Annotated in this window: 23 protein-coding genes; 7 read left to right on the top strand and 16 right to left on the bottom strand. The window is 63.5% G+C overall.

Going from position 1 to position 25383, the window contains the following annotated elements; all coding sequences use genetic code 11:
* Positions 1-33 precede the first annotated feature (33 nt).
* Positions 34-1491 carry an IMP dehydrogenase gene (gene guaB / locus NDY25_RS19845; RefSeq protein ID WP_055826330.1) on the bottom strand — a complete coding sequence of 486 codons (1458 nt, stop codon included), beginning with the start codon at positions 1489-1491 and terminating at the stop codon, positions 34-36.
* A 92-nt stretch (positions 1492-1583) separates the two neighbouring features.
* A complete protein-coding gene (folD, locus tag NDY25_RS19840) occupies positions 1584-2468 on the bottom strand; it encodes a bifunctional methylenetetrahydrofolate dehydrogenase/methenyltetrahydrofolate cyclohydrolase FolD (RefSeq protein ID WP_055826328.1) in 885 nt (294 codons plus the stop codon).
* A 49-nt stretch (positions 2469-2517) separates the two neighbouring features.
* On the opposite strand from folD, the gene NDY25_RS19835 reads away from it, so the two are divergent.
* Positions 2518-2838 carry a DUF1244 domain-containing protein gene (locus tag NDY25_RS19835; RefSeq protein ID WP_168957439.1) on the top strand — a complete coding sequence of 107 codons (321 nt, stop codon included), beginning with the start codon at positions 2518-2520 and terminating at the stop codon, positions 2836-2838.
* A 120-nt stretch (positions 2839-2958) separates the two neighbouring features.
* Here NDY25_RS19835 and NDY25_RS19830 read toward each other — a convergent pair whose 3' ends face one another.
* From NDY25_RS19830 to cmk, 9 genes are all read right to left on the bottom strand, one after another.
* The gene (locus tag NDY25_RS19830; RefSeq protein WP_168957438.1) at positions 2959-4815 is read right to left on the bottom strand and encodes a monovalent cation:proton antiporter-2 (CPA2) family protein; all 1857 of its coding nucleotides are present in this window, start codon (positions 4813-4815) and stop codon (positions 2959-2961) included.
* A gap of 175 nt (positions 4816-4990) precedes the next feature.
* Complete coding sequence (galU, locus tag NDY25_RS19825; RefSeq protein WP_168957437.1) at positions 4991-5884, bottom strand: UTP--glucose-1-phosphate uridylyltransferase GalU; 894 nt, start codon at positions 5882-5884, stop codon at positions 4991-4993.
* Positions 5884-7791 carry a polysaccharide biosynthesis protein gene (locus NDY25_RS19820; protein WP_168957436.1) on the bottom strand — a complete coding sequence of 636 codons (1908 nt, stop codon included), beginning with the start codon at positions 7789-7791 and terminating at the stop codon, positions 5884-5886. Before NDY25_RS19820 ends, galU begins: the two co-directional genes overlap by 1 nt.
* A gap of 13 nt (positions 7792-7804) precedes the next feature.
* Positions 7805-8779 carry an MraY family glycosyltransferase gene (locus NDY25_RS19815; RefSeq protein ID WP_168957435.1) on the bottom strand — a complete coding sequence of 325 codons (975 nt, stop codon included), beginning with the start codon at positions 8777-8779 and terminating at the stop codon, positions 7805-7807.
* Complete coding sequence (gene lapB, locus NDY25_RS19810; protein WP_256627639.1) at positions 8779-9957, bottom strand: lipopolysaccharide assembly protein LapB; 1179 nt, start codon at positions 9955-9957, stop codon at positions 8779-8781. The genes NDY25_RS19815 and lapB overlap by 1 nt, the downstream gene beginning before the upstream one ends.
* Before the next feature lie 6 nt (positions 9958-9963).
* Positions 9964-10269, bottom strand: a complete 306-nt coding sequence (locus NDY25_RS19805; protein ID WP_006451180.1) for a lipopolysaccharide assembly protein LapA domain-containing protein — start codon at positions 10267-10269, stop codon at positions 9964-9966.
* A 67-nt stretch (positions 10270-10336) separates the two neighbouring features.
* Entirely contained in the window at positions 10337-10648 is a 312-nt protein-coding gene (locus tag NDY25_RS19800) for an integration host factor subunit beta (RefSeq protein WP_043889241.1), read from the bottom strand.
* Between the two features lie 89 nt (positions 10649-10737).
* Positions 10738-12426, bottom strand: a complete 1689-nt coding sequence (gene rpsA / locus NDY25_RS19795) for a 30S ribosomal protein S1 (RefSeq protein WP_023904145.1) — start codon at positions 12424-12426, stop codon at positions 10738-10740.
* A gap of 184 nt (positions 12427-12610) precedes the next feature.
* On the bottom strand, positions 12611-13294 hold the full coding sequence (gene cmk, locus NDY25_RS19790) for a (d)CMP kinase (RefSeq protein WP_168957434.1): 684 nt from the start codon (positions 13292-13294) through the stop codon (positions 12611-12613).
* 172 nt (positions 13295-13466) lie between these two features.
* Between cmk and ykgO the strand changes: the two genes are divergently transcribed.
* The 6 genes from ykgO (at position 13467) to NDY25_RS19760 (ending at position 18033) form a co-directional block, all read left to right on the top strand.
* Positions 13467-13592, top strand: coding sequence for a type B 50S ribosomal protein L36 (gene ykgO / locus NDY25_RS19785; RefSeq protein ID WP_005913193.1), 126 nt, complete (start codon positions 13467-13469; stop codon positions 13590-13592).
* Between the two features lie 258 nt (positions 13593-13850).
* Positions 13851-14186, top strand: a complete 336-nt coding sequence (locus NDY25_RS19780) for a hypothetical protein (RefSeq protein ID WP_168957433.1) — start codon at positions 13851-13853, stop codon at positions 14184-14186.
* Between the two features lie 91 nt (positions 14187-14277).
* Positions 14278-15312, top strand: a complete 1035-nt coding sequence (locus NDY25_RS19775; protein WP_168957432.1) for an agmatine deiminase family protein — start codon at positions 14278-14280, stop codon at positions 15310-15312.
* A gap of 79 nt (positions 15313-15391) precedes the next feature.
* Positions 15392-16276 carry a carbon-nitrogen hydrolase gene (locus tag NDY25_RS19770; RefSeq protein ID WP_104550843.1) on the top strand — a complete coding sequence of 295 codons (885 nt, stop codon included), beginning with the start codon at positions 15392-15394 and terminating at the stop codon, positions 16274-16276.
* Between the two features lie 4 nt (positions 16277-16280).
* Positions 16281-16808, top strand: coding sequence for a GNAT family N-acetyltransferase (locus NDY25_RS19765; RefSeq protein WP_168957431.1), 528 nt, complete (start codon positions 16281-16283; stop codon positions 16806-16808).
* Positions 16801-18033 carry a TraB/GumN family protein gene (locus NDY25_RS19760; protein ID WP_168957430.1) on the top strand — a complete coding sequence of 411 codons (1233 nt, stop codon included), beginning with the start codon at positions 16801-16803 and terminating at the stop codon, positions 18031-18033. Before NDY25_RS19765 ends, NDY25_RS19760 begins: the two co-directional genes overlap by 8 nt.
* Positions 18034-18162: 129 nt before the next feature.
* Here NDY25_RS19760 and NDY25_RS19755 read toward each other — a convergent pair whose 3' ends face one another.
* Genes NDY25_RS19755 through NDY25_RS19735 form a run of 5 tightly spaced genes read right to left on the bottom strand, consistent with a single transcriptional unit; the run spans position 18163 to position 25382 of the window.
* Entirely contained in the window at positions 18163-19086 is a 924-nt protein-coding gene (locus NDY25_RS19755; RefSeq protein WP_168957429.1) for an endonuclease/exonuclease/phosphatase family protein, read from the bottom strand.
* Between the two features lie 59 nt (positions 19087-19145).
* A complete protein-coding gene (locus NDY25_RS19750) occupies positions 19146-22283 on the bottom strand; it encodes a discoidin domain-containing protein (RefSeq protein WP_256627637.1) in 3138 nt (1045 codons plus the stop codon).
* A 26-nt stretch (positions 22284-22309) separates the two neighbouring features.
* On the bottom strand, positions 22310-23146 hold the full coding sequence (locus NDY25_RS19745) for a carbohydrate ABC transporter permease (protein WP_115040133.1): 837 nt from the start codon (positions 23144-23146) through the stop codon (positions 22310-22312).
* Positions 23143-24027, bottom strand: coding sequence for a carbohydrate ABC transporter permease (locus tag NDY25_RS19740; RefSeq protein WP_006451816.1), 885 nt, complete (start codon positions 24025-24027; stop codon positions 23143-23145). Before NDY25_RS19740 ends, NDY25_RS19745 begins: the two co-directional genes overlap by 4 nt.
* Positions 24024-25382, bottom strand: coding sequence for a sugar ABC transporter substrate-binding protein (locus NDY25_RS19735; protein ID WP_256627636.1), 1359 nt, complete (start codon positions 25380-25382; stop codon positions 24024-24026). The genes NDY25_RS19740 and NDY25_RS19735 overlap by 4 nt, the downstream gene beginning before the upstream one ends.
* Position 25383: the final 1 nt, after the last annotated feature.

Below are 25383 nucleotides of genomic sequence, written 5' to 3'. Positions count from 1 at the left end.
CCGAATGCCGAATCCCCACTCCCGCGCGCTGGCTTACCCAGCGCGATAGTTCGGCGGCTCTTTCGTGATCTGCACGTCGTGGACATGGCTTTCGCGTTGGCCGGCGCCGGTGATCTTGACGAACTTCGGCTTGGTGCGCATCTCTTCGACAGTGGCGCAGCCGACATAGCCCATGGTCGCGCGCAGGCCGCCGATCAGTTGATGGATGATGCCGCCGACCGGTCCGCGGTACGGCACGCGCCCTTCGATGCCTTCCGGCACCAGCTTGTCGGCGTCGCTGGCGTCCTGGAAATAGCGGTCCTTGGACCCCTTCTCCATCGCGCCCAGGCTGCCCATGCCGCGGTAGCTCTTGTAACTGCGGCCCTGGAACAACTCGACCTCGCCTGGTGCCTCCTCGGTACCGGCCAGCAAGCCGCCGACCATCACCGTGGACGCACCGGCGACCAGCGCCTTGCCGATATCGCCGGAATAGCGGATGCCGCCATCGGCGATCAGCGGAATGCGGTCCTGCAGCGCTTCGGCCACCATGTCGACCGCGGTGATCTGCGGCACGCCGACACCGGCGACCACGCGCGTGGTGCAGATCGAACCCGGGCCCACGCCGACCTTGACCGCATCGGCGCCGGCATCCATCAACGCCAGCGCGGCATCGCCGGTGACGATATTGCCGCCGATCACCTGCAGTTGCGGATAGGTCTTCTTGACCCAGGCCACGCGATCGATCACGCCCTGCGAATGGCCATGCGCGGTATCCACGATCACCACGTCCACGCCCGCTGCGGCGAGCAGTTCGATGCGCTGTTCGGTATCGCCGCCCACGCCCACCGCCGCACCCACCAGCAAGCGCTTGGCGCCGTCTTTGGCAGCGTTGGGGTTATCGGTCTTCTTCTGGATGTCCTTGACCGTGATCAGGCCGCGCAGCTCGAAGCTGTCGTTGACCACCAGGATCTTTTCGATGCGGTTGCGATGCAGCAGCTCCAGCACTTCCTCATCGCTGGCGCCTTCGCGCACAGTGATCAGGCGATCCTTCTTGGTCATGATGTGGCGGACCGGATCGTCGAGCTTCTTCTCGAAGCGCATATCGCGGCTGGTGACGATGCCGACCAGCTCGCTGCCATCCACCACCGGCACGCCGGAGATGTTGCGCGCGCGGGTCAGCGCAATCACTTCACCGATCGTGGTGTCGGGGCTGACCGTGAACGGCTCGGTGATCACGCCGGATTCGAACTTCTTGACCCGGGCCACTTCGCCGGCCTGCTGGGCAGGTGTCAGGTTCTTGTGGATGATGCCGATGCCGCCCAACTGGGCCATGGCCACCGCAAGGCGGTGTTCGGTCACTGTGTCCATCGCGGCCGAAAGAATCGGCAGTTTCAGGCGCAGATCGCGGGTCAGCCGGGTTTCCAGGCTGACATCCTTGGGCAGGACGATCGAATGAGCGGGGACGAGCGAAACGTCGTCGTAGGTAAGAGCTTCAGCCTGGATGCGGAGCATCGGCGGACCCGAGTTTGGGGAAGCGCGGCATTTTACCCTGAAAGCCTTCACGAAGACACAACGCAGCCGCAATGCTGCGTTACGCGCGTGCCTCAGCCGGCTGCGTCGGCCGCTTCCAGCGTGTTCTGCATCAACGTTGCGACCGTCATCGGCCCTACCCCACCCGGCACCGGCGTGATCCAGGCCGCGCGCTGCACGGCGGCGTCGAAACCGACATCGCCAACCAGACGCCCGTCTTCCAGGCGATTGATGCCCACATCGATCACCACCGCGCCCGGCTTGACCCATTCGCCCGGAATCAAACCCGGGCGACCCACCGCGACCACCAAAATGTCGGCATTGCGCACGCTGGCTTCCAGCACCTCGGGCGGGGTGAACTTGTGGCAGCTGGTGACCGTGCAACCGGCGATCAGCAGTTCCAGACCCATCGGCCGGCCCACGTGATTACTCACGCCCACGATGGTCGCATTGCGCCCGCGCACCGGTTGGTCGGTATGCCCGAGCAAGGTCACGATGCCGCGCGGCGTGCATGGGCGCAGGCCGAATTCGCGCAGCGCCAGATGCCCGACATTCTGCGGATGGAAACCATCCACGTCCTTGCGCGGGTCGATGCGCTGGATCAGGCGATTGGCATCGGGAATGCCCGGCAGCGGCAACTGGATCAGGATGCCGTGGATCTTGGGATCGGCGTTGAGCTGGTCGATCAATGTCGCCAGCTCGGCCTCGCTGGTGCCGTGCGGTAAGTCGTAGTCGAAAGCCTCGATGCCGACCTTCTCCGCCGCGCGCCGCTTGTTGCGCACATACACCGACGAGGCCGGGTCGCCGCCGACCAGCACCACTGCCAACCCGGGGCGCGCCTTGCCGGCCGCCACGCGCGCATCCACCCGCAGCTTCAATCCGTCGAGCAGGTCCTCGGCAATGCGGCGGCCATCGAGGAGGCGGGCCGGAGCAGAGGCAGCTGGCGCGGAAACGGTCATGGGGCGTCAGGTGTAGAGTCGAAGGCCGTCTATTGTCCCCGATTCCGTCATGACCGACACCACCTCAACGCCCGATTCCATCACCACCTCTATCGAAGCGGCCGCATTTCGCCGTCTGTTGCAGCATCTCAACCAGGACCGGCTCGATGTGCAGAACATCGATCTGATGATCCTGGCCGGCTTCTGCCGCAATTGCCTGGGCGACTGGTACCGCGAAGCCGCAGAAGCGCACGGCCGACCGATGAGCAAGGATCAGGCGCGCGAAGCGGTCTATGGCATGCCGTTTGCCGACTGGAAACAGCAGCACCAGAAAGACGCCACCCCCGAGCAGTTGGAAGCCTTCGCTGCTGCTCAACGTACGCACGGCTGAGTCGATCGGCTGGCGGCTGACGCATGGGCGCCGGCTACGTTGGCGCCCAATGTGTTTTCTCGACCAGCCAATGCAAGCGCAGCGCTGAACATGTGTCGGCGCTCACCCTGCACACGTGGCTCAGTCGCCGGTCGCTTCTTCTACCTGATTGGCCTGCGGCACCGCATCGGGATTGAGCGTGCGGCTTTCGCGCCGCGGCGGGGTAAATGGCGTGGGCTTGGGCACGGTCGGCGTGATATTGCCGTACATCAGCCCTGACACAGCACCGGCACGCGTGTTGCCGGCCGCAATCTCCAATTCGAAACGCTCCGCATCGCGACGCCGGATCTCGCGCGCGATGGTGACGGCCTCGTCCTCGTCCATGCCCAGCTCGACCAGGGCCGCTTGACCGAACGCCACCGCCGACTCGAAGGTCTCGCGGATCTGGTAATCCACGCCGGCAGCGACCAACTGCAACGAATGCTCACGATCGTACGAGCGCACCAACAATCGGGCGTGCGGGAACTCGCGCGTTGCCAGCTCCACGATGCGATTGGCCGCCTCGGGGCTGTCGACGCACACCGCAATCGCGCGTGCGCTATGCGCACCGGACGCATGCAGCACATCCAGCCGGGTGCCATCGCCGTAGTAGATCTTGAAACCAAACTCCTCCGCGCTCTGGATCATCTCGATGTCGTTATCGATGATGGTCACGTCCACATCGCGCGCCAGCAGCGACTGGCTGGCGACCTGACCGAAGCGCCCGAACCCGATGATCAGCACGCTGCCGGTCTGGCCATTGACTGCTTCCACGCCCTCCAGCGACGGCTTGGCGGCTGGCGTCAGCCGGCGCTGCAGCAGCACGAACAACGGTGTCAGCGCCATCGACACCACCACGATCGCGGTCAGGCTGGCGTTGACCTGTGCATCGATGACGCCGGAAGCCGATGCCGCAGCGAACAGCACGAACGCGAACTCGCCGCCCTGCGCCATCAGCACGCCACGGTCCAGCGCCTGGCGATGATCGCTGCGCATCAGCCGTGCCACCGCATAGATGCACACGCCCTTGCCGACCATCAAGGCCAGCACGCCGGCAGCGATCAGCTGCCAATCCGCCGCAACGACGTGCAGGTCCAGGCTCATACCGACGCCGAGGAAGAACAGCCCCAGCAAAATCCCGCGAAACGGCTCGATGTCCGCTTCGATCTGATGCCGGAAGGTGGATTCGGACAGCAGCACACCGGCCAGGAACGCCCCCATCGCCATCGACAACCCACCCACCTGCATCAATAGCGCCGCGCCCAGCACCACCAACAAGGCAGCCGCCGTCATCACCTCGCGTGCCTTGGACGCAGCCAGGATCCGGAACAAGGGATTGAGCAGCCAGCGCCCTGCCACCAATAATCCGACGATGCAGGCCAGACCGATGCCGATGTCCTGCCAGCGCTGCGACGCCGCCTGCGGATCGCCGTTGGACCCCATCCAGGCCACGATCGCCAGCAGCGGCACGATCAACAGATCTTCGAACAGCAGAATCGCCACGATCTTTTGACCCGGCGGCAAGGCGACATCGCCACGCTCGGCCAGCAATTGCATCACCACCGCCGTGGAGGTCAGCACGAAGCCGGACGCGGCGACAAACGCCACCGGCGGCGCAAAGCCGAGCAACATGCCGATGCCGGTCAGTACCAGCGTGCAGACCGCAATCTGCGCGGTCCCAAGACCGAAGATCTCCTTGCGCAGACTCCACAAGTGAGACGGCCGCATTTCCAGCCCGATCACGAACAGGAACATCACCACGCCCAACTCGGCCACATGCAGGATCGCCTGCGGCTCATCGAACAACCCCAGGCCGAACGGACCAATCGCCAGTCCCGCGGCCAGGTAACCCAGCACCGAGCCCAGGCCGAGACGTCGGAATAACGGGATCGCAACGACGGCAGCGCCGAGCAGGACGACGACGTTGATCAGTTCACTGGATTCGGCTGCTTGGCTCATCTCAAGGATTCTAGCGGCACAGGCTTGGCGCTGCCCTGCACCTGCGTGCGCATCGGTCGATCAGCCAGCGCTTCCACATCGATCTCGACCAGCACGTCGACCCTGATCTGCGACGCCCCAAACGACGAACGACGCCAGATGGCGTCGTTCGTGGATGCAGGCAATGACCGGGCAATCAGCCGCGCGCGTCGGCCTCGGCCAATGCAGCACGCAGGATTTCCTTGGCCGGCCCACCATGCTTCTCGTGCTCGAGCGCGAAATGCACCGTGGCCTCGATCAGGCCGATATGCGCGCCGCAATCGAAACGACGGCCTTCGAAGCGATACGCATCGACAGTTTCCTGCTTGAGCAGCCCGGCAATCGCGTCGGTCAGCTGGATTTCGCCACCTGCGCCTGCACCGGTTTCTTCGAGCAGTTCGAAGATCTTGGGGCTGAGCACGTAACGACCGACCACCGCCAGATTGCTTGGTGCCACTTCCGGCTTGGGCTTTTCGACGATGGCGTTGATACGCCCCTTGCGACCATCGAATGCATCGGTGGCCACGATGCCGTAACTGGCGGTCTTGTCGTGCGGCACGTCTTCAACGGCAATGACGCTGCCGCCGGAGGCTTCGGCCACATCGGCCATCTGGGTCAGCGCACCAGCGCCGCGGTTCCAGATGAGATCGTCAGGCAACAACACCGCGAACGGCTCGTCGCCGACCACGGCCTTGGCGCACAGCACCGCATGCCCCAGACCCAGTGCCTCGGCCTGCGTCACGAAAATGGCGCGCACGCCTTCGGGCAATGCATGGCGCACCAGCTCCAGCTGTTCGAGCTTGCCGGCGCGCTCGAGCTTCTGCTCAAGCTCGTAGGCCTTGTCGAAGTAGTCGGCGATCGAGTGCTTGTAGCGATTGGTCACGAAGATCAGCGTATCGCAACCGGCCTGGATGGCCTCGTCGACGGCATACTGGATCAACGGTTTGTCGATGATTGGCAGCATTTCTTTCGGCACCGTCTTAGTTGCCGGAAGAAAGCGGGTCCCAAGACCTGCGACGGGGAATACGGCCTTGCGAATACGCTTGCTCATTAAAGTCTTCTGACCTCACGTGCGGGGAATGGAACGACCGTATCAGATCGCGTGTCGACTTTCCGTCGAGCAGCCGCAAAATCCGGCATCAGACCGCCCAACACAGTCTCCATTGCCTTGATGTCATAGCGGTTAACCGCCTCACGCAAGCGCGTCACCAGCTGCAACACCTGCTCGTGCGAGAACTCGCGCACACCGGCTTCCAGGATCTTGGGATGCGCGGTGGGACGATAGTCTTCGTCCGAATAGAACAGCGTTTCATGCAGCTTCTCGCCCGGACGCAAGCCGGTATAGAGAATCGCCACATCCTTGCCCGGCTGCTTGCCGGCAAGCCGAATCATCTGCTCGGCCAGCAAGCGGATCGGCACCGGCTCGCCCATGTCCAATGTGTAGATCGCACCATGCGAAGCGGAGGCAGCGGCCTGCACCACCAACTGGCAGGCTTCGGGAATGGTCATGAAGTAACGCGTCACATCCGGGTGCGTCACCGTGACCGGCCCGCCCTGACGGATCTGCTCACGGAACAACGGCACCACGCTGCCGGCCGAATCCAGCACGTTGCCGAAGCGCACGGTGATGAAGCGCGTCGGCGCATCGCGGGCGTCAAGACTCTGGCAGATCATCTCGGCGTAGCGCTTGCTCGCGCCCAATACGTTGACCGGCTCGACGGCCTTGTCGGTAGAGATGAAGACGAACGTTTCGATACGCGCACGCTGACAGGCGCGCGCCACGTTCTCGGTTGCCAGCACGTTGTTGCGCACTGCTTCGCGCAACTGTTCTTCCAGCAACGGCACCTGCTTGTAGGCGGCGGCATGGAACACCGCATCCGGAGTCGCGGTGTTCAGTGCATACGCAACCACGGCCGGGTCACCGCAATCGCCGAGCACGCGCACCACTTCGATATCGGGGAACAGCCGGCGCAGATCCGAATCGATGGTCAGCAATGCCAGCTCATCGATTTCCAGCAGCACAATCCGACGCGCACCATGCCGCGCGCACTGGCGACAGACTTCCGAGCCGATCGAACCGCCGGCACCGGTGACCATCACCGTCTTGTTGGTCAGCCAATCGCGGATCAGGCGCCAATCGGGCGTGACCGGCTTGCGATTGAGCAGGTCCTCGATCGCGACCTCCTTCAATTCGCCAGGCAAGGAGCGCCCTTCCAGCACATTGATCAGCTTGGGCACCATGCGGAACGGCAAACCGGTGCTTTCGCAGATCGCCACCACGCGCTGCATCCCCGAGGCATCCAGCGACGGAATCGCGATCACCAGCAGCTTGGCCGCCGTCTCCTTGGCGATCGATGCGGCCTGATCCAGGTTACCCAGCACGTTGAGGCCCTGGATCTTGGCGCCATGCAGATTGCTGGCGTCGTCCAGATACCCGACCGGTACGAACGTACCGCTACGACGAAGATCGCGCACCAACCCTTCAGCAGCGCGACCGGCGCCCAGGATCAACACGCGCTGCGCGGCATCGCCGGAATGCGCGATCTGATAATCCTTCCAGGCGCGATACAGCAGACGCGGCGTCCCCAGCAATGCCGACAGCGCGAACGGATAGACCACCAGCACCGACAGCGGCACCCCGTCCAGGCGGTCGTAAGACAGCGCCAGCACGATCGCGACCAGACCAAGGAAACTGGACTTGAAGATATTCCACAGGTCCGGCACCGAGGCGAATCGCCACAGCCCGCGATACAACCCCATCTTCCAGAACACCAGCCCCTGCGCGACCAGCACCACCGCAGTGCGCCAATCCCACAGTGGAAGGTCGGGCGCGTCGCGCAGCATCGAGTAGCGGCCGGCATGCAGCAGTTGCCAGCACACCCACACCATCAAAAGATCGTGCAGTACGACTGCCGCTTGCGGCAACACTTTGGTCAAACGGTCACGCCAGGAAATCATAAAAGTCCATTACTCAGGAATTGCGCAGTCCATCGCGCAGAAAGTGCCAGATCGCGGTAGCACCCGCACCCCAGGTCAGGGCACCGACTACCCGCATCCAAACCGGATCATGACGAATTAACACATACAAGCAGAACGCAGCGACGCTGAAAGCGAAATAAACACCCGTTACCGGAACGTGCGTCTCAAGCCGGCGTGCAAGTCGTTGATAGACGTGCTGAGCATGTGGCTCCCACCAACGTTGCCCGGCGAGCATGCGAGACAGCAACGTGAAGCCGGCGTCTACGAGAAATGCGGTCAATGGCAGCCAACCGATCCACCAGCTCACCTGCCCCGTCGCCACCGTGAGTGCGAGCAACGCGGCCAGCACATATCCCAGCGCGCCACTGCCGCCATCGCCCAGAAAAATGCGCGCGCGCGGAAAATTGAACGGCAAGAACCCCAGGCAAGACGCCGCAACTGCAAGACCCGCCCATGCCCATGCGCCGGGCAGGACAAACGCAAATGCCAACGCCGCCAATGCCGCCTGGCTGGAAGCCAGACCGTTGATGCCGTCCATGAAATTCCAGACGTTGATCAACACGACAGACGCCACTGCGCTGAGCACGCCATCCCAGACATTGCCAGTGGAGTGACTGACCAAGACTCCCAACGATACCGATGCCGTCAGATGGATCGCAAAACGCAGCCTGGCCGACAGTGGACGATGGTCGTCCCACCAACCCACACCCGCCACCAGTACCAGCCCGACGGCGAACCAGCCAATGACCAGGCGAGCAGCTGGCCAGAACACCGTGGCAGCGATGCAACCAAGCAGGATTGCAGCCACGATCGCCATGCCACCACCACGCGGGGTGGCGACGACATGGCTACGGCGCTCGCCCGGCTGATCCAGCAGGCGTCGGTGCAAGGCATAGCGGCGCAACAGCCAGGTTCCCAGCGCTGCGACCACCAGGTGCGCCAGGCACCACAGCCAGACCTGCGGCATTAGACGACCGCGTAGTTCAACAGCGGTTTGACCGTGCCCCATTCCTTGCAGCTCGGGCATTGCCAGTGATGCGTCTTGGCGCCGAAGCCGCACCGGGTGCAGCGGTAGCTTGGGTTACGTACCAGCAGCTGGTCGGTGATGTGCTTGAGATCCTGCAGCGTGCCAACCGGGTCGCTGCCTTCGGCCAGGGTGAGATCGATCAACGCCGATTCGCCGCGTACCGAGGGCCGGTCCCTGAGCTGACGCCCCAGGTACGCCAACGCAGGCGCCACGCCATCCTGCGCTTCCATCAACTGGGTCAGCGCCAAGACCGGTGCGATGCCGCGATAGTGCTCGGTCATCTCCGACAGGAAGTTGCGCGCACCAGCAATGTCGCCGACCCGGCGATAGGCCGCCATCAATGCAGGAATGATTTCCGGCAGGTATTCCGGGTCATGCCGCGCCGCTCGTTCGAATGCGCGTACCGCCGCTTCGTCATGACCGCGCTCGGCTTCGATACGGCCTTCCAGAATGCCCGCACGCACGGACGTACCGTCGGCCTGATAGGCGCGGGCGACGGCCTGCAGCGCCTCGTCGGTCTTGCTCGAACCGCGATAGCGATCGGCCAGCTCACACTCGAATTGGGAAATCAGCTTGCCCATCGGCTCGCCGGTGACTTCTTCGTAGCGGGTGGCGTTGTCGATTGCTTTTTCCCAATCGCGCTCGGCCTGATAGATGCCAATCAGGTGCCGCAATGCCTGTGGCGCGCGTTGATCCAGCTGTGCCAACTCGGTGAAGACTGTTTCGGCGCGATCCAGCAGACCGGACTTCATGTAGTCCTCGCCCAGCGCCAGCAAGGCCTGCACACGCTGCTGATCGGTCAGGTCGGCGCGCTGCACCAGCCCCTGATGCAAACGAATCGCACGATCGACTTCACCACGACGACGGAACAGATGCCCCAGCGCGACCTGCGTTTCGAAGGTTTCCTTGTCCAGTTCGGCGATGTGCAGAAACAGCTCGATCGCCTTGTCCGGCTGCTCGTTGAGCAGATAGTTCAGACCGCGAAAATAGGTACTGGAGAGACGACTGACCTGCGTATCGCCGTGGCGCTGACCGCCACGACGGCCGACGATCCACCCGCCCAGTGCTGCCAGCGGCACAAACAGGAAGAACCAGATCCACTCGGTCAGAAATTCCATACGTACTTACAGTCCATCGATGGGGCGCGTCTGGACTGCGGCAGGCGCAACGGGCCCGGCGTCGACGCGACTGACCGCAACAGCCTTATTGGCCTGGCGCAATCTGGAATAGAGGGGAATGACAACACTGACCAGCACCATGCCGGCACCGATCAACACACCGACCAGCAGCGCGACGATGATCGCGACTCCGGAGGTCGTGTGCACACTTGAGAACAGGAAATCGAGAGTGACATCCTGAGAATTGACCGCACCGATGATCAGACCGGCCAGCAGGAAGGCCAACATCACCAGCAAGCGAAACACCTTCATGGACAGACTCCGTCGGGAAGGGGCCTAGCTTAACCGAGCCGACATAAACACAGCGGTAGAACGATCTTCAATCTGCCGCATCGGCCAGATCGACGGGCACCACGGAGCTGACACGCTCACGTAATTCCTTGCCCGGCTTGAAGTGCGGAACATGCTTGCCCGGCAGCGCAACCGATTCGCCGGTCTTGGGATTACGCCCCAGACGTGGCGGACGGTAATGCAGCGAAAAACTGCCGAACCCGCGGATTTCGATCCGATCACCATCGGAGAGCGCTTGCCCCATCATTTCCAGCAGCGATTTGACTGCCAGATCCACGTCGTCCGACTTCAGATGCGCTTGGCGTTGCGCCAGGATTTCAATCAATTCGGACTTGGTCATGGGAAGACTTGCTTTTTTCGACTGACACACTGGAATCGGCCCGGGGCAAGCCCGGGCCGATCCATCACGCTCTTGCGAGCGCTACGCGCTTACTCGGACTTGTTGCTGTTCAACTGTGCACGCAGCAGCGCGCCCAGCTGAGTCATGCCGCCCGACGCTGCGGAAGAGGACTGGTATTCCTCCATCGTTTCGCGCATTTCGGCATCGTCCTTGGCCTTGATCGACAGCTGCAGGGTGCGGCCCTTACGGTCCATGCCCACGAACTTGGCTTCGATCTTGTCGCCGACCTTCAGGTGCTGGGTCGCGTCGTCGACGCGCTCGTTGGCGATGTCGCGTGCAGCGACATAGCCTTCGATGCCATCGGCCAGGTCGATCGTGGCGCCCTTGGCGTCCACTTCACGCACCACGCCTTCGACCTTCGAACCCTTCGGGTTGGACGCCATGTACTGACCGAACGGATCCTGCTCCAGCTGCTTGACGCCCAGGCTGATGCGCTCACGTTCCGGATCGACTGCCAGCACAACGGCTTCCAGCGTGTCGCCCTTCTTGTAGTTGCGCACGACATCTTCGCCGGTGGTGTTCCAGCTGATGTCGGACAGGTGAACAAGACCGTCGATGCCGCCGTCCAGACCGATGAAGATGCCGAAGTCGGTGATCGACTTGATCTGACCGGACACCTTGTCGTTCTTCTTGTGGGTGGCAGCGAAGGTTTCCCACGGATTGGCGGCAACCTGCTTCATGCCCAGCGAGATGCGGCGACGCTCCTCGTCGACATCCAGCACCATCACTTCGACTTCGTCACCAACCTGCACAACCTTGGACGGGTTGACGTTCTTGTTGGTCCAATCCATCTCGGAGACGTGCACCAGACCTTCGACGCCCGGCTCGATCTCGACGAATGCGCCGTAATCGGTGACGTTGGAGACCTTGCCGAACACGCGGCTGTTGGCCGGGTAACGACGGGCGATGTTGTCCCACGGATCTTCGCCCAGCTGCTTCAGGCCGAGGCTGACGCGGTTACGCTCGCGATCGAACTTCAGCACGCGCACGTCGAGCTCGTCGCCGACATTGACGACTTCGGACGGATGGCGCACGCGCTTCCAGGCCATGTCGGTGATGTGCAGCAGGCCGTCGATACCGCCCAGATCCACGAACGCGCCGTAATCGGTCAGGTTCTTGACGACACCCTTCAGGATCGCGCCTTCCTGCAGCTTGTCCATCAGCTGCTCGCGCTCTTCCGAGTGCTCGCTCTCGACCACTGCACGGCGCGAAACCACCACGTTGTTGCGTTTGCGGTCCAGCTTGATCAGCTTGAACTCGAGTTCCTTGCCTTCCAGGTAGGCCGGGTCGCGCACCGGGCGCACATCCACCAGCGAACCAGGCAGGAACGCGCGAACATCCTTGATGTCCACGGTGAAACCACCCTTGACCTTGCCGCTGATGCGGCCGGTGATGGTTTCGTTCTTTTCCAACGCCTCTTCCAGCTCGTCCCACACCATTGCGCGCTTGGCCTTCTCGCGCGACAGCACGGTCTCACCGAAGCCGTTCTCGATGGAATCGAGGGCAACCTTGACCTGGTCGCCTACGCCGACATCGATCTCGCCAGCGTCATTACGGAACTGCTCGATCGGCACGATGCCTTCGGACTTCAAGCCAGCGTTGATCACCACCACGTCGCCGCGCACTTCCACGACGGTACCGGTGACGATCGAGCCCGGCTTCAGCTTCGCCAGATTGGCTTGACTGGCTTCGAACAGTTCAGCAAAAGATTCTGTCATTTGAATTTTACTCAGTTGAACACACGGGCGTTGATCGTCGGATTGCGACAGATACAAGCCGCCCAGCCTGTTGGTCGACTCCGGACAGCGAGTCGGTTAAGTAGTCATAGAACCGCCACACGGGATGTGCGGCAGAGCCTTGGAACGCCTTACGGTCGGCGGGACGTGCCCGCTTGCGGAACGCTTACGACGACGTGCGAGCGGCTAACAACCCGACCACACGCTGGACGACATCTTCGATTCCCATCCCGCTGGTATCGATCAGCACGGCGTCTTCGGCCGGCCGTAATGGCGCCACCACCCGCTGCGCATCACGCGCATCACGAGCCATGATCTCGCGCAGCAGGTCGTCAAAGATAACCGAAACACCCTTTTCCATCAACTGTTTATGGCGACGGCCCGCACGTTCTTCGGCACTGGCGGTCAGAAAGACCTTGAATGCGGCATCGGGGAAGATCACCGTGCCCATGTCGCGCCCATCGGCGACCAAGCCGGGGGCGCGCCTGAATGCGCGCTGGCGCTCTTTCAAGGCGCTGCGCACCTCGGGAATGGCCGCAATCGCAGAGGCCAGCGCACCGGTCGTTTCCAGGCGCAACTCGCTGGTGGCATCCACGCCATTGACCAGCACCCGCAGCCCCGCCTCGCCGGCGTCATCGAAATCGACCTTGGTGTCGAAGGTGCAACGCACCAGCGCCGCCGGGTCGGACACGTCCAGATCGGCCCAGCTCGCTGCAACACCGACGGCGCGGTACAGTGCGCCCGAATCGAGGTAGTGCCAGCCCAGCCGGGAGGCCACGATCCGGCTCACGGTGCCTTTGCCGGCACCGGAGGGTCCGTCGATGGTGAGGACGGGCGAAAGGTCGGTCATTCAGGTTTCCGGAAGGTGATAAGGCGCCAGTGTAGCGCCGCTCGCAGCGATTCGGATGCAACCACTTGAAAGCACGACGAAAAGCCGGTTAGAATTGCCGGCTTAATTCCGGGTGCACCCTCGATTGCGGGCACTCTTCCATCGAATCCAACCGTTTACGCCGAGGTGTGCCATGAAAGTCCTGTCCTCCCTGAAGTCTGCGAAGACCCGTCACCGCGACTGCAAGGTGGTCCGCCGCCGTGGCAAGGTGTTCGTGATCTGCAAGTCGAACCCGCGTTTCAAGGCGCGTCAGCGCTAAGCATTTGTTGCGCGTGTGAGACCCGAGAAAGCCGCCTCCGGGCGGTTTTTTCTTGGCTGATGTTTCCTGGCCGATGGAGACTTCACCTGCATCGTCTTGACGGACACCGTGATGCGCCTGGGCACAGCGGTCGAGGACGTCTCGGCGCAGCGCGTCAGAACTTGCGCGTCGTCAGCGTGCGCAGCACTGGCACCAACGTCTGACCTGGTTTTTGCTGTAATCACCATTCGAAGTCTTGTCCACTGGGGAGTAGATGACATGCGCAACCGTTTGTTTGTGATGCCGCCGATCATGCTGGCAATCGCGCTGATGGGGATCAGTGCCGTTGCCTCGGCCGACACACTGTTGGTCGATCGTGCAAAGCAAAAGCCCGCCGCCGCCATGCCCTTGCGTGGCGACAGCATGAGCCAGGTCGAAGGCCGTTACGGCGCGCCGCAGGAAAAGCTGGATCCGCGTGGTGGCCAGAAGCGTCAGTGGCCGACCATCCATCGCTGGGTGTATCCGGCTTTTACCGTGTATTTCGAAAAGAGCCGGGTGATCGACGTGGTGGCCAATCAGGCCGATGCGAACGAGATCGGGCCCAAGCCGCTTTGATGCGAGTCCCTCGCAAGAGCCCGCACATCCATGTGCGGGGATTGAATTAACAGCCTGGGCTCGCTTGGGTATCGATAGGTAATTTTCAGGTATGACCGACAGCGTTCGCTTTCCTGCCGAGTGGGAACCTCAATCCGCCGTGTTGATCGCGTGGCCGCATGCGGGCACCGATTGGGCCGAGCGTCTGGCCGAGGTGGAAGAGACCTATATCGCGCTGGTGACGGCGATTTCCCGTTTCGAGCCGGTGATCGTCTGCGTGGCCGATGACGATCTGCAGATTTATGCCGAAGCGCGGCTGCGTTCGGCGCGGGTGGACATGGCGCGCGTGCGCTTTGTGATCGCCGCCTACAACGACACCTGGCTGCGTGATTCGGGGCCGATCACGTTGCGCCAGGATGGCGGTTTCCGGCTGATGGATTTCCGCTTCACCGGCTGGGGCGGCAAGTTCGAGGCCAGCCTGGACGATCAGTTGGTGACCTCGCTGGATGCCGCGCAGGTGTTCGTGCCGGCGCAGGTGCAGACGGTGGACTTTGCGCTGGAAGGCGGTGCGATCGAAACCGATGGTGCCGGCACGTTGCTGACCACCTGGAAGTGCCTGCACGAGCGGCACCCGCAGCGCACGCGCGAATCGTTGAGCACCGACATGGCCGCATGGCTGTCGCAGGAGCGCGTGCTGTGGCTGGATCACGGCTATCTGGAAGGCGACGACACCGACTCGCATATCGATACGCTGGCGCGCTTTGCCGGCCCGGATGCGATCGTCTACCAGGGCTGCGATGTAGCCACCGATTCGCATTACACCGAACTGCAGGCGATGGGCGCCGAACTGGCTGCACTGCGCAAGGCCGATGGGCAGCCGTATCGGCTGTTCGTGTTGCCGTGGGCCGAGCCGATTCTCGACCACGGCCGTCGTCTTGCGGCCTCGTATGCCAATTTCCTCATCGTCAACGGTGCGGTGCTGATGCCCGCCTATGGCGACAAGGCCGATGCAACTGCGCAGGCAGTGCTGGCTGAAGCATTCCCGCAGCATGAAATCGTGCCGGTGCCGTGTCGGGCGCTGATCTGGCAGAACGGCAGCCTGCACTGTTTGACCATGCAACTGCCCGCCGGTCTGTTGGCCGCCTGAGTCTCATTCCTGTTCCGGCCGGCAGGCCGGTGTTACGCCATGGCGCGCTACCCTGTGCGCCACCTAGTTGGATGCTGCCATGACCCGTCATCTCCTTCCCGTCGCGCTGATCCAGGAGCGCAACCACGGCGACGCCGAGGCCAATCTGGCCATCATCGAATCGCGTGTGGCCGAAGCCGCTGCGCAGGGCGCCAAGCTGGTGCTGCTGCAGGAACTGCACAACGGCGCGTATTTCTGCCAGCACGAGTCGGTGGACGAATTCGATCTGGCCGAGCCGATTCCCGGCCCCAGCACCGAGCGCCTGGGTGCATTGGCCAAGCAACATGGCGTGGTGCTGGTGGCCTCGTTGTTCGAGCGCCGCGCTGCCGGGCTGTATCACAACACGGCGGTGGTGTTCGAAAAGGACGGCCGCCTGCTCGGCAAATACCGCAAGATGCATATCCCCGACGACCCGGGTTTTTACGAGAAGTTCTACTTCACGCCGGGCGATCTGGGCTTCACGCCGATCGATACTTCGGTGGGTCGTCTCGGCGTGCTGGTGTGCTGGGATCAGTGGTACCCCGAGGCTGCGCGCCTGATGGCGCTGGCCGGTGCGGAGCTGCTGCTCTACCCCACCGCGATCGGCTGGGATCCGGACGATCAGCAACCCGAACAGGAGCGTCAGCGCGATGCATGGGTGCTCAGCCATCGTGGCCATGCGGTAGCCAACGGGGTGCCGGTGCTGTCGTGCAACCGCGTGGGGCATGAGCCTTCGCCGATGGGCGCGTCGGGCATCCAGTTCTGGGGCAACAGCCATGTGCTGGGGCCGCAGGGCGAATTCATCGCCGAAGCCGGCCAGGAGCCGACGGTGCTGGTATGCGATGTCGATCTGCAGCGCAGCGAGCATGTGCGGCGCATCTGGCCGTTCCTGCGCGATCGCCGCATCGATGCGTATGGCGATCTGCTCAAGCGTTACATCGACTGACCGCATGCCTGTCGAGGTACGCGAGGTCCGCGAGGCGGACATCCCGGCGATCACCGCCATCTATGCGGAGCAGATCGCCGGGGTCAACAGCTACGAATACAGCGCGCCGTCGAGCGACGAGATGCGCACGCGGGTGCGCGCCACCGTGGATGCGGGATATCCGTATCTGGTCGCCGAACGCGATGCTGCGGTGGTCGGTTATGCCTATGCTGGCGCATACCGCGCACGCTCGGGGTATCGCTGGACCGTGGAGAATTCGATCTACCTTGCCTGCAACATGCAAGGACGTGGCATCGGCAAGGCCTTGTTGGGCGAGCTGATCGCACGCTGTGAACAACACGGCTATCGACAGATGATTGCGGTGATCGGCGATGCCGAGAATCAGGCATCGCGACGGCTGCATGAACGTTTTGGTTTTCGCACGGTCGGAGTGTTCACCGGAATCGGCCGCAAGCATGGCCGCTGGCTGGACGGTTTGCAGATGCAACGCCCGCTCGGCCCCGGTGACACCGCCCCTCCTTCTGATGAATGACCCAATGACTGAGCAGACCACCCACGTTCTGGACGATGCGCTGTCCGGCCAGCCGCACCGCATCGTCGAACGCGATGGCGTGCGCTACACCTTGCTCGGCACTGCGCATGTCTCGCTGGCCAGCGTGGCCGCGGTGCAGCGGGCGATCGGCAGCGGTCGCTACGACGCGGTGGCGGTGGAACTGGATGCACAGCGCCTGCAGGCGCTCAGCGACCCGGACGCCCTCGCCCGCCTGGACCTGGTGCAGGTGATCCGCAAGGGCCGCGTGGCCTTGTTCGCAGCGAACCTGGCACTGGCGGCTTATCAGCGCCGCCTGGCCAAGCAGCTCGGCATCGAGCCAGGTGCGGAATTGAAGGAGGCGGTCAATCTGGCGCGCGCACAAGGCTTGCCGGTGCATCTGATCGATCGCGAGGTCGGCCTGACCTTCAAGCGCGCCTCCGGGCGGCTGGGATTCTTCGGCAAGATGAAGCTGGCCGGCGGCCTGCTGAGCGGCCTGTTCGCCGCAGATGAGGTGGGCGAAGAGGAAATTGAAAAGCTCAAGCAAGGCGACATGCTGGAAGCGAGCTTCGGCGATTTCGCCAGCGAAAGCCCGGAGCTGTACGAGACCGTGATTGCCGAGCGCGATCAGTACATGGCTGCGCGTCTGCGCGAGGAAGCCAACGCCGGTCAGCACGAGGTGCTGGCGGTGGTCGGCGCGGGACATCTGGCTGGTCTTGCGCGGCATCTGGAACAGGACACCGATGCGCCCGGCCCGCTGCGCGAGTCGCTGGAGTACGTGCAGCAGCGCAAGCGCATTCCGTGGATCACCCTGGGCGTGCTGGCAATCATCATCGTCGGCATCGGCATCGGTTTCTGGCGCGGCGGCTTGAGCATGGGCGCGGACCTGTTGTTGCAGTGGGCGATGTACACCGGCGGCCTGGCGGCGCTGGGTTGCCTGCTGGCCGGCAGTCATCCCTTGAGCATCCTGACCGCTGCTGTGGTCGCACCGTTCAAGCCGTTCCGGTTGAGCGTGCCGACCGGCGCGTTCGCCGCGTTGGTCGAGGTGCATATGCGTAAGCCGGCCTATGGCGATTTCCTCACCCTGCGCGACGATGCGCAGACCTTGCGCGGCTGGTACCGCAATCGCGTCTCGCGCGTGGTGCTGACGTTCTTGCTGACCAACTTCGGCAGCATGGCCGGTGTGTGGCTGGCGGGTGTGCAGATCTTCAATCGTCTGCATGGGTGATTGGGGTGGCGCGGCGTTGCGCCGCAATCCGTTGCCTTTCGTAGGAGTTCCCCTGGGCGCGATGGGGCATTCCCGGTAACGCTCCATCGCGCCCAGGGCGCTCCTACGAGAGATGGAGCACGCGCCAGGTTACGGGGCGGCAGGTGCGCCCGGCGCTAGCTGCAAACGCACCCACACGCCGTAGTGGTCCGAGGCCCAGCGACCTTCGGCGTACGGCGCGTCGAACAGGATGCGTGCTTCGCGGGCCAGCAGGCGGTTCTGCTGGAAGAACACGTGGTCGATCCGCGCCGGCTTGTCGAACACGTGCAAGTTCAAGGTGCTGACCGTGGCGTCGCTGTTGCGATGCACGCTGCCGTAGCTGTCGCCATAGCCCTTGCGTAGCGCTTCCAGATCGAGGGCATCGGCAGCGGTATTGAAATCGCCGGCGATCACGACAGGTGCTTGATCGCTGTTGGAGGAAATGAAGTCCAGCAGGTCGGCGACCTGGCGGGTGCGCGTGGCAGTGCCGCGTGCATCGGCGCGTTCGTTGAGATGGGTGACGTAGACGTTGACTGGCTGGCCGTCGACATCGACCTGCAAATGCGCGGCGACGCGGTAATCGTCCAAGGGCTGCAACAGGCGCTGATGCATGGCCAGCACTTTACGCCGGCTCAATAATGCATTGCCGTAGCGCTTGGGTGCACCGACCGGATCGACCGAGGCGAAGGTGTAGTCGTACCCGAGCTTGCGTGCCAGCCAGGCAGCCTGATTTTCCACGCTGCTCCGCCGTTCGATCACTTCCTGCAGCGCAATCACATCCGGCGCCAGTTGCTTGAGCTGTTTGGCGATGTAGGCGCGACGTGCCGGCCAGTCTTCGCGGTCGTGATGCAGGTTGAGCGTGACCAGGGTCATTTCGCGCTGCACCGCGTCCGGAGACTGCACTGCCCGGGATACGCCTGCTGCTTGATCGGTCTTGTCTACCTGTGCGGGTTGCGCAGCCTGCACGACGTGGGTGGCGTGGGTGGCCTGCGTGGCGTGTGCAGCGACAGCGCACAGCAGCAGTGCCACCCACACGACCGGCCATCCGGCACGTCGCCGCGCCGGCGCTGCCCGGGTAGGCCGACGTGCGTCCTTCATTGCGTAGCGCGCTCGGCGCGCCGCACCGCGCTGGGCACATCGATCTGCACATTGGCCGGCAGTTGCTGGATGCGCAGTTCGCCGTTCTGCCACTCGGCCGATTCGCCGTTGATGCTGGCCTTGCCCGGCGTGCCCTGGTACGGCCATGGCAACACCACCCCACCCGGCGGCAAAATCAGGCCAGGCTGCAGTTGCAGCACCAGCTGCTTGTCGGTGCGCTGCAAGGTGTAGTTGAGGCGCCCGTACGGAGTGCGCAATTCGGCAATCCCGATTCCCTTGCCTTCGAACCAGCGCGTGGGCGTGCCGGCCGCAATCACCAGGCTGGCATCGGATTCGCGCCCGTAGGCAAACATGTCCAGCACCGAGCGCACGAAGTCCGAGGCGACCCAGGCATGCGGCAGATCGCCGACGAAGAACGGCGTGCGTGGCGTGCGCGAGACCACTTCGGCCCATTGATTCCAGGGTTGCGGCGCGCGGTCCTTGAAGAAGAATGCGGTGGCATCCCAGGCGCGGTCGCGCCAGCCCAGGCGCACGAACGCGGCCACGTTGCGCCATTCGTACGGCGTGTAGTCCTTCCATTCGCGCTTGCTGTCGCGGCGGTCGGAGAACTCCTTCCAATAGCGCTCGAAGGTATTGGTCAGCAGATCCTGCGGCAGGCGTTGCTGCTCGCCGCCCGGTGCCAGCGCGATGGTCGTTGAGGTCGCATCGAAGTCGCCAAGTTCGGCAGAACCCGGCAGGAAATCCAGGTTGTGCTGGCGCACCGCCGCACCCAGCGAGGCGACCAGGTCGCCACTGAATTCATCGCGTGCGGTGCTGAAGCGGGCGACCTCGTCAGGCTTGTCGAGCGCGCCGGCCAGCATCACCGCATCCTTGCAGCCGCGCAGCGCCCAGAAGTTGTCCCAGTACGAATGCACCGGCTTGGCCGAATAGCCTTCGTGGCTGATCGACACCGGCATCATTCCGTAGAAGGCCGGATTGCGCATGAAGTTGTCTTCGGTGCGCTCGCTGGCGCGCAGCGTTTCCATATAGTCGTAGGCGCCGGTGACGTGCGGCCACATCTTTTCCAGGAACGCCTTGTCGCCGGTATAGCGGTAGTACTCGGCGATGTTGAAGATCAGTTCGCCATGGCTGTCGTTCTCCGGCACCGGGTCACTGCCGCGGTCGTCCACGCAGCACGGCACCATGCCGTTGTCGAACTGATATGGCGCGAACCAGTCGACGTACTCGCGCACCACGTCTTCGCGGCCGAGCCGCAACAGGCCCTCGGAAATCATTGCGCCATCGCGGATCCAGCTACGCGAATACGAGCGTGTGCCCGGCTGCAGACGCGGGCCGATACGCGAGATCAACATATGCGCCAGTGCGGTGCGCAGAGTATCGACCACCGGCTTGCCTTCGGCCGGCACGCTGATGCGTACGCGATCGAGCTTGCTGCGCCACTGCTGGGCAACCTGCTGTTGCGCCTTGTCGGCATCGAAGCCGGCCGGCAGTTGCGCGGTGCCGGTTTGCGGAATCACCAACGCCACTTCGCGCCGTTGGCCAGGCTCCAGCTTCCAGCGATACAACAGCACGCCCGAGGCCAGACCGGTCTCGTCCTTGACCTGGGTGATCGTCGGCGGTGTGGCGGCGGTGAGATGGCTGACGTCCATGCCGCTGTCGAAGGCGCTGGCAAAGCCGGCATCAGGACGCTGTGCGGCAAATACGCGCGGCTTGCCGTTGACGCTGACCTGCGCGCCGTCCACGGCCAGTTGCTCGATCCGGCTGACGCCGCCCAGGGTGTTGAGGAACTGCGCCGGCGGGTTGACCTGGAACGGACGCACCGCCAATGCCAGGGTGAAGTCGCGCGCTTCCTTGCCGGTGTTGTGCAGTTGGTAGCGTGCGACCAGCTGCGCCTGATCCGGTGTGCCCTGCACGAAGGCAGTCACTCGCAGATTCATCAGGTCGTGGTGCCAGTCGACACTGGGAATCGGCAGGTAATCGTCCTGCAGGCTCTGCTCGCTGCTGACGTCGGACCAATGCAGCAGCTTGCCGCCGGTGACCACGAACGGTTCGATACTGAAACCGCCCTTGCCCACTTCCACCGCGCCGTCTTCGCCGATCAGGCCCTGCTCGGTGCCGCCATCCAACCCCAGGATGGTCCAGTACGGCTGCTCGCCGGAGAAACCGCGCGGATAGCTGCCACGCGGCATCTGTGCGGCCAGCGACTTGATGAAGTCATTGGGTGTTGCGGCGAAGGCCAGCGGCTGCAGCTGCACTTCCTTGATGCCGTAACGCCAGTTGGGGCCGTCCTTGAGATCGAAACGCAGATAGCGCGCCTCGGTGTCCGGCAGTGCCAGCCAGTCGGTGCCGCCGGCACCGGCGGTGACGGTGCGCAGATCGCGCCAGCCGCGCCCGTCGCTGGAGGCGCGCACCATGTATTGCGAGGCCTGCAAACCCGGCACCCACTGCACCACCGCGCCGCCGAATTCGCGGACCTTGCCCAGATCCAACGTCACGGTTTGTTGCTTGACCGCACCGCTGAGCCAGAAGGTCTCCGGCTTGCCGTCGGCCAGGCGTTGTTCCAGTGCGGGCGCGGTGTCGGTGATGGCCTCGGCCTTCAACGGCGAGGTGTCTTCCGGTGGCAGCGGTGTGAGGGTCAGCCGATCGAAGCACACCGAGCCCTTGCCACCGACCTTGTTGTAGACGGTGAATTCCACATCCGCGCTGCTGCGCAGCTGTTTGTCTGCGCCAGGACCCCAGGCCTTCTCGATATTGCGCTTGCGGTAGTTGAAGGTGCTCCAGTTCTTCGGGAAATTGAAGCCCGGCCGGTTGACCCACCACACGTTGTCGCCGCTGGCATCGATCAGCTTGACCTGCAGATCGTTGGAGGGCGATTCGCCGCGCAGCGCAAAGCCGATGCGGTAGTTGTCCGGATACTCGATCGGCAGGTTGCGACGGATGCCGACATAGCCGGACACGCCGTTGAAGTTGTAGTCCAGGCACAGCGCATGCCCGCCAGATGTGGTGGCCACGGGCCGCAGCGAACCGCTGACCTGATTGGACACCACCAGGCGCCAGGCGCCGATGTCGTTGAAACCGTCGAGCACGCGCTCCTGCGCCTGCGCCGCGCCCGCAGACGTGACGACAGCGGCCATGGCAAACAGTCGCAGGAATACTGGCTTCACCCCTTCACACTCCCCAGCAGAAGACCTTGGATGTAGTAACGCTGCAGCGCGACGAACAATAGCAGCACCGGAATCACCGTCACCACCGCGCCGGCCATCATCAGTTCCACGTCCATGATGTGCTCGCGCGACAGTGCCGCCAGCGCCACCGGCAAGGTGTATTGCTCCTGGTCGGTCAGCACGATCAGCGGCCACATGAAGTCGTTCCACGAGCCCATGAAGGTGAAGATGGTCAAGGTGACCAGCACCGGCTTGAGCATCGGCAGCACGATCTGGAAGAAGATGCGCATCTCGCTGGCGCCATCGATGCGCGCGGCTTCGATCAGCTCATCGGGAATGCTGCGCGCGTACTGGCGTACCAGAAAGATGCCGAACACCGTCGCCAACGCCGGCACCACCACCCCGCCGATGTTGTTGACCAGATGCAACTGCTTCATCAGCAGGAACAACGGCAGCATCGCCACCTGCGCGGGGATCACCAGCGCGGCCATCAGGATCTTGAAGATGCGCTCGCGGCCGACGAACTGCAGCTTGGCGAACGCATAACCGGCCATGGTGTTGATCAGCAACGAGCCGAGCGTGATCAGCCCGGACACCATCAGGCTGTTGGCGAAGTTGCGCGCCATGCCGGTGCGCGCGAACAGCTCGTGGTAATTGGCCAGGGTGAACGCCGAAGGCAGCATCGGCGGCGGGAAGCGGCTGGCCTCGCCGGTGGGCATGAACGACACCGACAGCATCCACAGCAGCGGCGCCAGGCTGACCAGCGCCAGCACCAGCAAGCCACCGTTGATCAGCACGGCATTCCAGCGCGATTGGCCGACATCACGACTCATATCAAATCTCTCTTGCGGCCGAAGCGCAGCATCACGGTGGTCACCGCCAGGATGATCAGGAACAGCAGGAACGCCACCGCCGACGCGCGGCCGAGGTTCCACCACTTGAAGCCTTCCTCGAACATGAAATACAGCACGCTCACGGTGCTCTGCAGTGGGTCGCCGCGGGTCATCACGTACGGCTCGGCGAATAGCTGGAAGTAGCCGGAGATGGTGATCACACCGACCACCATCAGCACCGGGCCGAGCATCGGCAAGGTGATGTGCAGGAACTGCTTCCAGCGCGAGGCACCGTCGATGCGCGCGGCCTCATACAGATCCTGGGGAATCGCCTGCAGCCCGGCCAGGAAGATCACCATGTTGTAGCCGAAGTTCTTCCACACCGCGAACAGCATGATGGTGGGCATCGCCCAACGCGGGTCGCCCAGCCAGTCGATCGGGGCGATGCCCAGATGGCTCAAACCGAAGTTCACCAGGCCGTATTTGATGTGGAACAGATAGCGCCAGATCACCGCCACCGCCACCAGCGTGGTCACCACCGGGGCGAACAATGCGGTGCGGAACACCGCCTTGAAGCGCGAGGCCTTGGCGTTGAGCAGCAATGCCGCGCCCAGCGACACGCCGATCGACATCGGCACGCCCAGCAGCACGAAATACGTGGTGTTCCACAACGATTTCCAGAACAGCGGCGTCTGCAGCAGTTCGATGTAATTGCCCAGGCCGACGAAGCGCAGATGGCTGCTGTCGGCCAGCGCATAGAGGTCGAAGTCGGTGACGCTGAGCACCAGCGCGGCGAACACCGGCACGCCGAAGAACATGCCCAGCACCAGGATCGATGGCGCGGCGAACACCCAGCCGGCGACGGAATTGCGCTTCATCATCGTGCAGCCTCCTTGTCCGCTGCTGTGGCCGGCACTGCGGCAGGCGTCACCGCAGGCGTTGCTGATTCACCCGCCGGACCGACATGCCCGCCTTCCTGTTCGAAGATCCAGCGGCGCTTGGCCAGAATCTCGTCCACGCGTTTATCCAGTTCCTGCACGGCGGCCTCGTGCGATTGGCCGCCACGTACCACGCGCTCGGTCACCAGACGCATTTCCTGCACGATGCGCTCCCACTCCAGCACCTTGGGCGTGGCCTTGACCCGCTCCAGCTGGTCGCCGAAGGCATGCGCCAGTTCGTCGTTGGCCAGCGAGGGCAACTTCCAGGTGCTGCGCCGCGGCGGCAGGTCGCCGATGATGGCGTGGAAGCGCGCCTGCACCTGCGGCTGCGACAGATATTCGATCAGCTTCCAGCTGGCGTCCTTGTGCTGGGACGACTTGAAGATGACCAGGCTGGAACCGCCGGCAATGCCCGCACCCAGACCGTTCGGACCCGGCAACGGCGCGGTGCCCCACTTGCCTTCCATGCCCGGCGGCTGGCGCAGCTTGAACTCGCGCACGTTCCACGGGCCGGACAGATAAAACGCGTAATAGCCGTTGAAGAATTCGTACCAGACATTGGAGACCTGGGTCTCGGAGACCTTCGGCGCCCAGCCTTTTTGATACATGTTGTCGTAGAAGCCCAGCGCCTTGCGGAAGCCTTCGCCGCGGAAGTTGCCGTAGTTGTCGTGGTCGCGCAGCAGGCGGTCGTCCTGTTGCAGCGCGAACGACAGCTGCTGCTCGAATTCGTTGAGCGGCATCAGGATGGCGTAGCGGTCCGGGCCGACCTTGCGCTTGATCGCCGCCATCACCTGTTCCATCCCGGCCCAGGTCTTGGGCATCTCGTTATAGCCGGCTTCGCGCAGCAGATCCCTGCGATAGAACAGCAGCCGGGTGTCCACATACCACGGCACCCCATACAAGGTGCCGTCGACCAGATTGGTGTCCCACACGCCCGGGAAGTAATCCTGCGGGTCGACGATCCTGGAGCGCGCCACGTACGGCTGCATCGGTTCCAGCGTGTCGAGCAAGGCGAACTCCGGCAGCCAGGTGTTGCCGAGCTGGCACACGTCCGGCAAGCCATCCGCAGCGAAGGCGGTGAGCAGTTTTTCGTGCGCTGCCGTCATCGGGATGTTCTGCACATCCACGCGGATGTCCGGGTTCTGCTTCTCGAACTCGGTCACCAGCTCGGCGACCACCTCGGCCTCCTTGCCCATGGCCCAGAAGCGCACGGTGGTCTTGGCCGGGTCGGCGCGGTTGCATCCCGCCGCACCTGCACACAGGGCGGCGGCCAGTATCAACAATTTCAAAAGGCGCACG

Source organism: Xanthomonas hortorum pv. pelargonii, assembly GCF_024499015.1.
Taxonomy (GTDB): domain Bacteria; phylum Pseudomonadota; class Gammaproteobacteria; order Xanthomonadales; family Xanthomonadaceae; genus Xanthomonas; species Xanthomonas hortorum_B.
The sequence above is the reverse complement of the archived record's forward strand: the minus strand, read 5'-3'. Positions and strand labels throughout refer to the sequence as shown.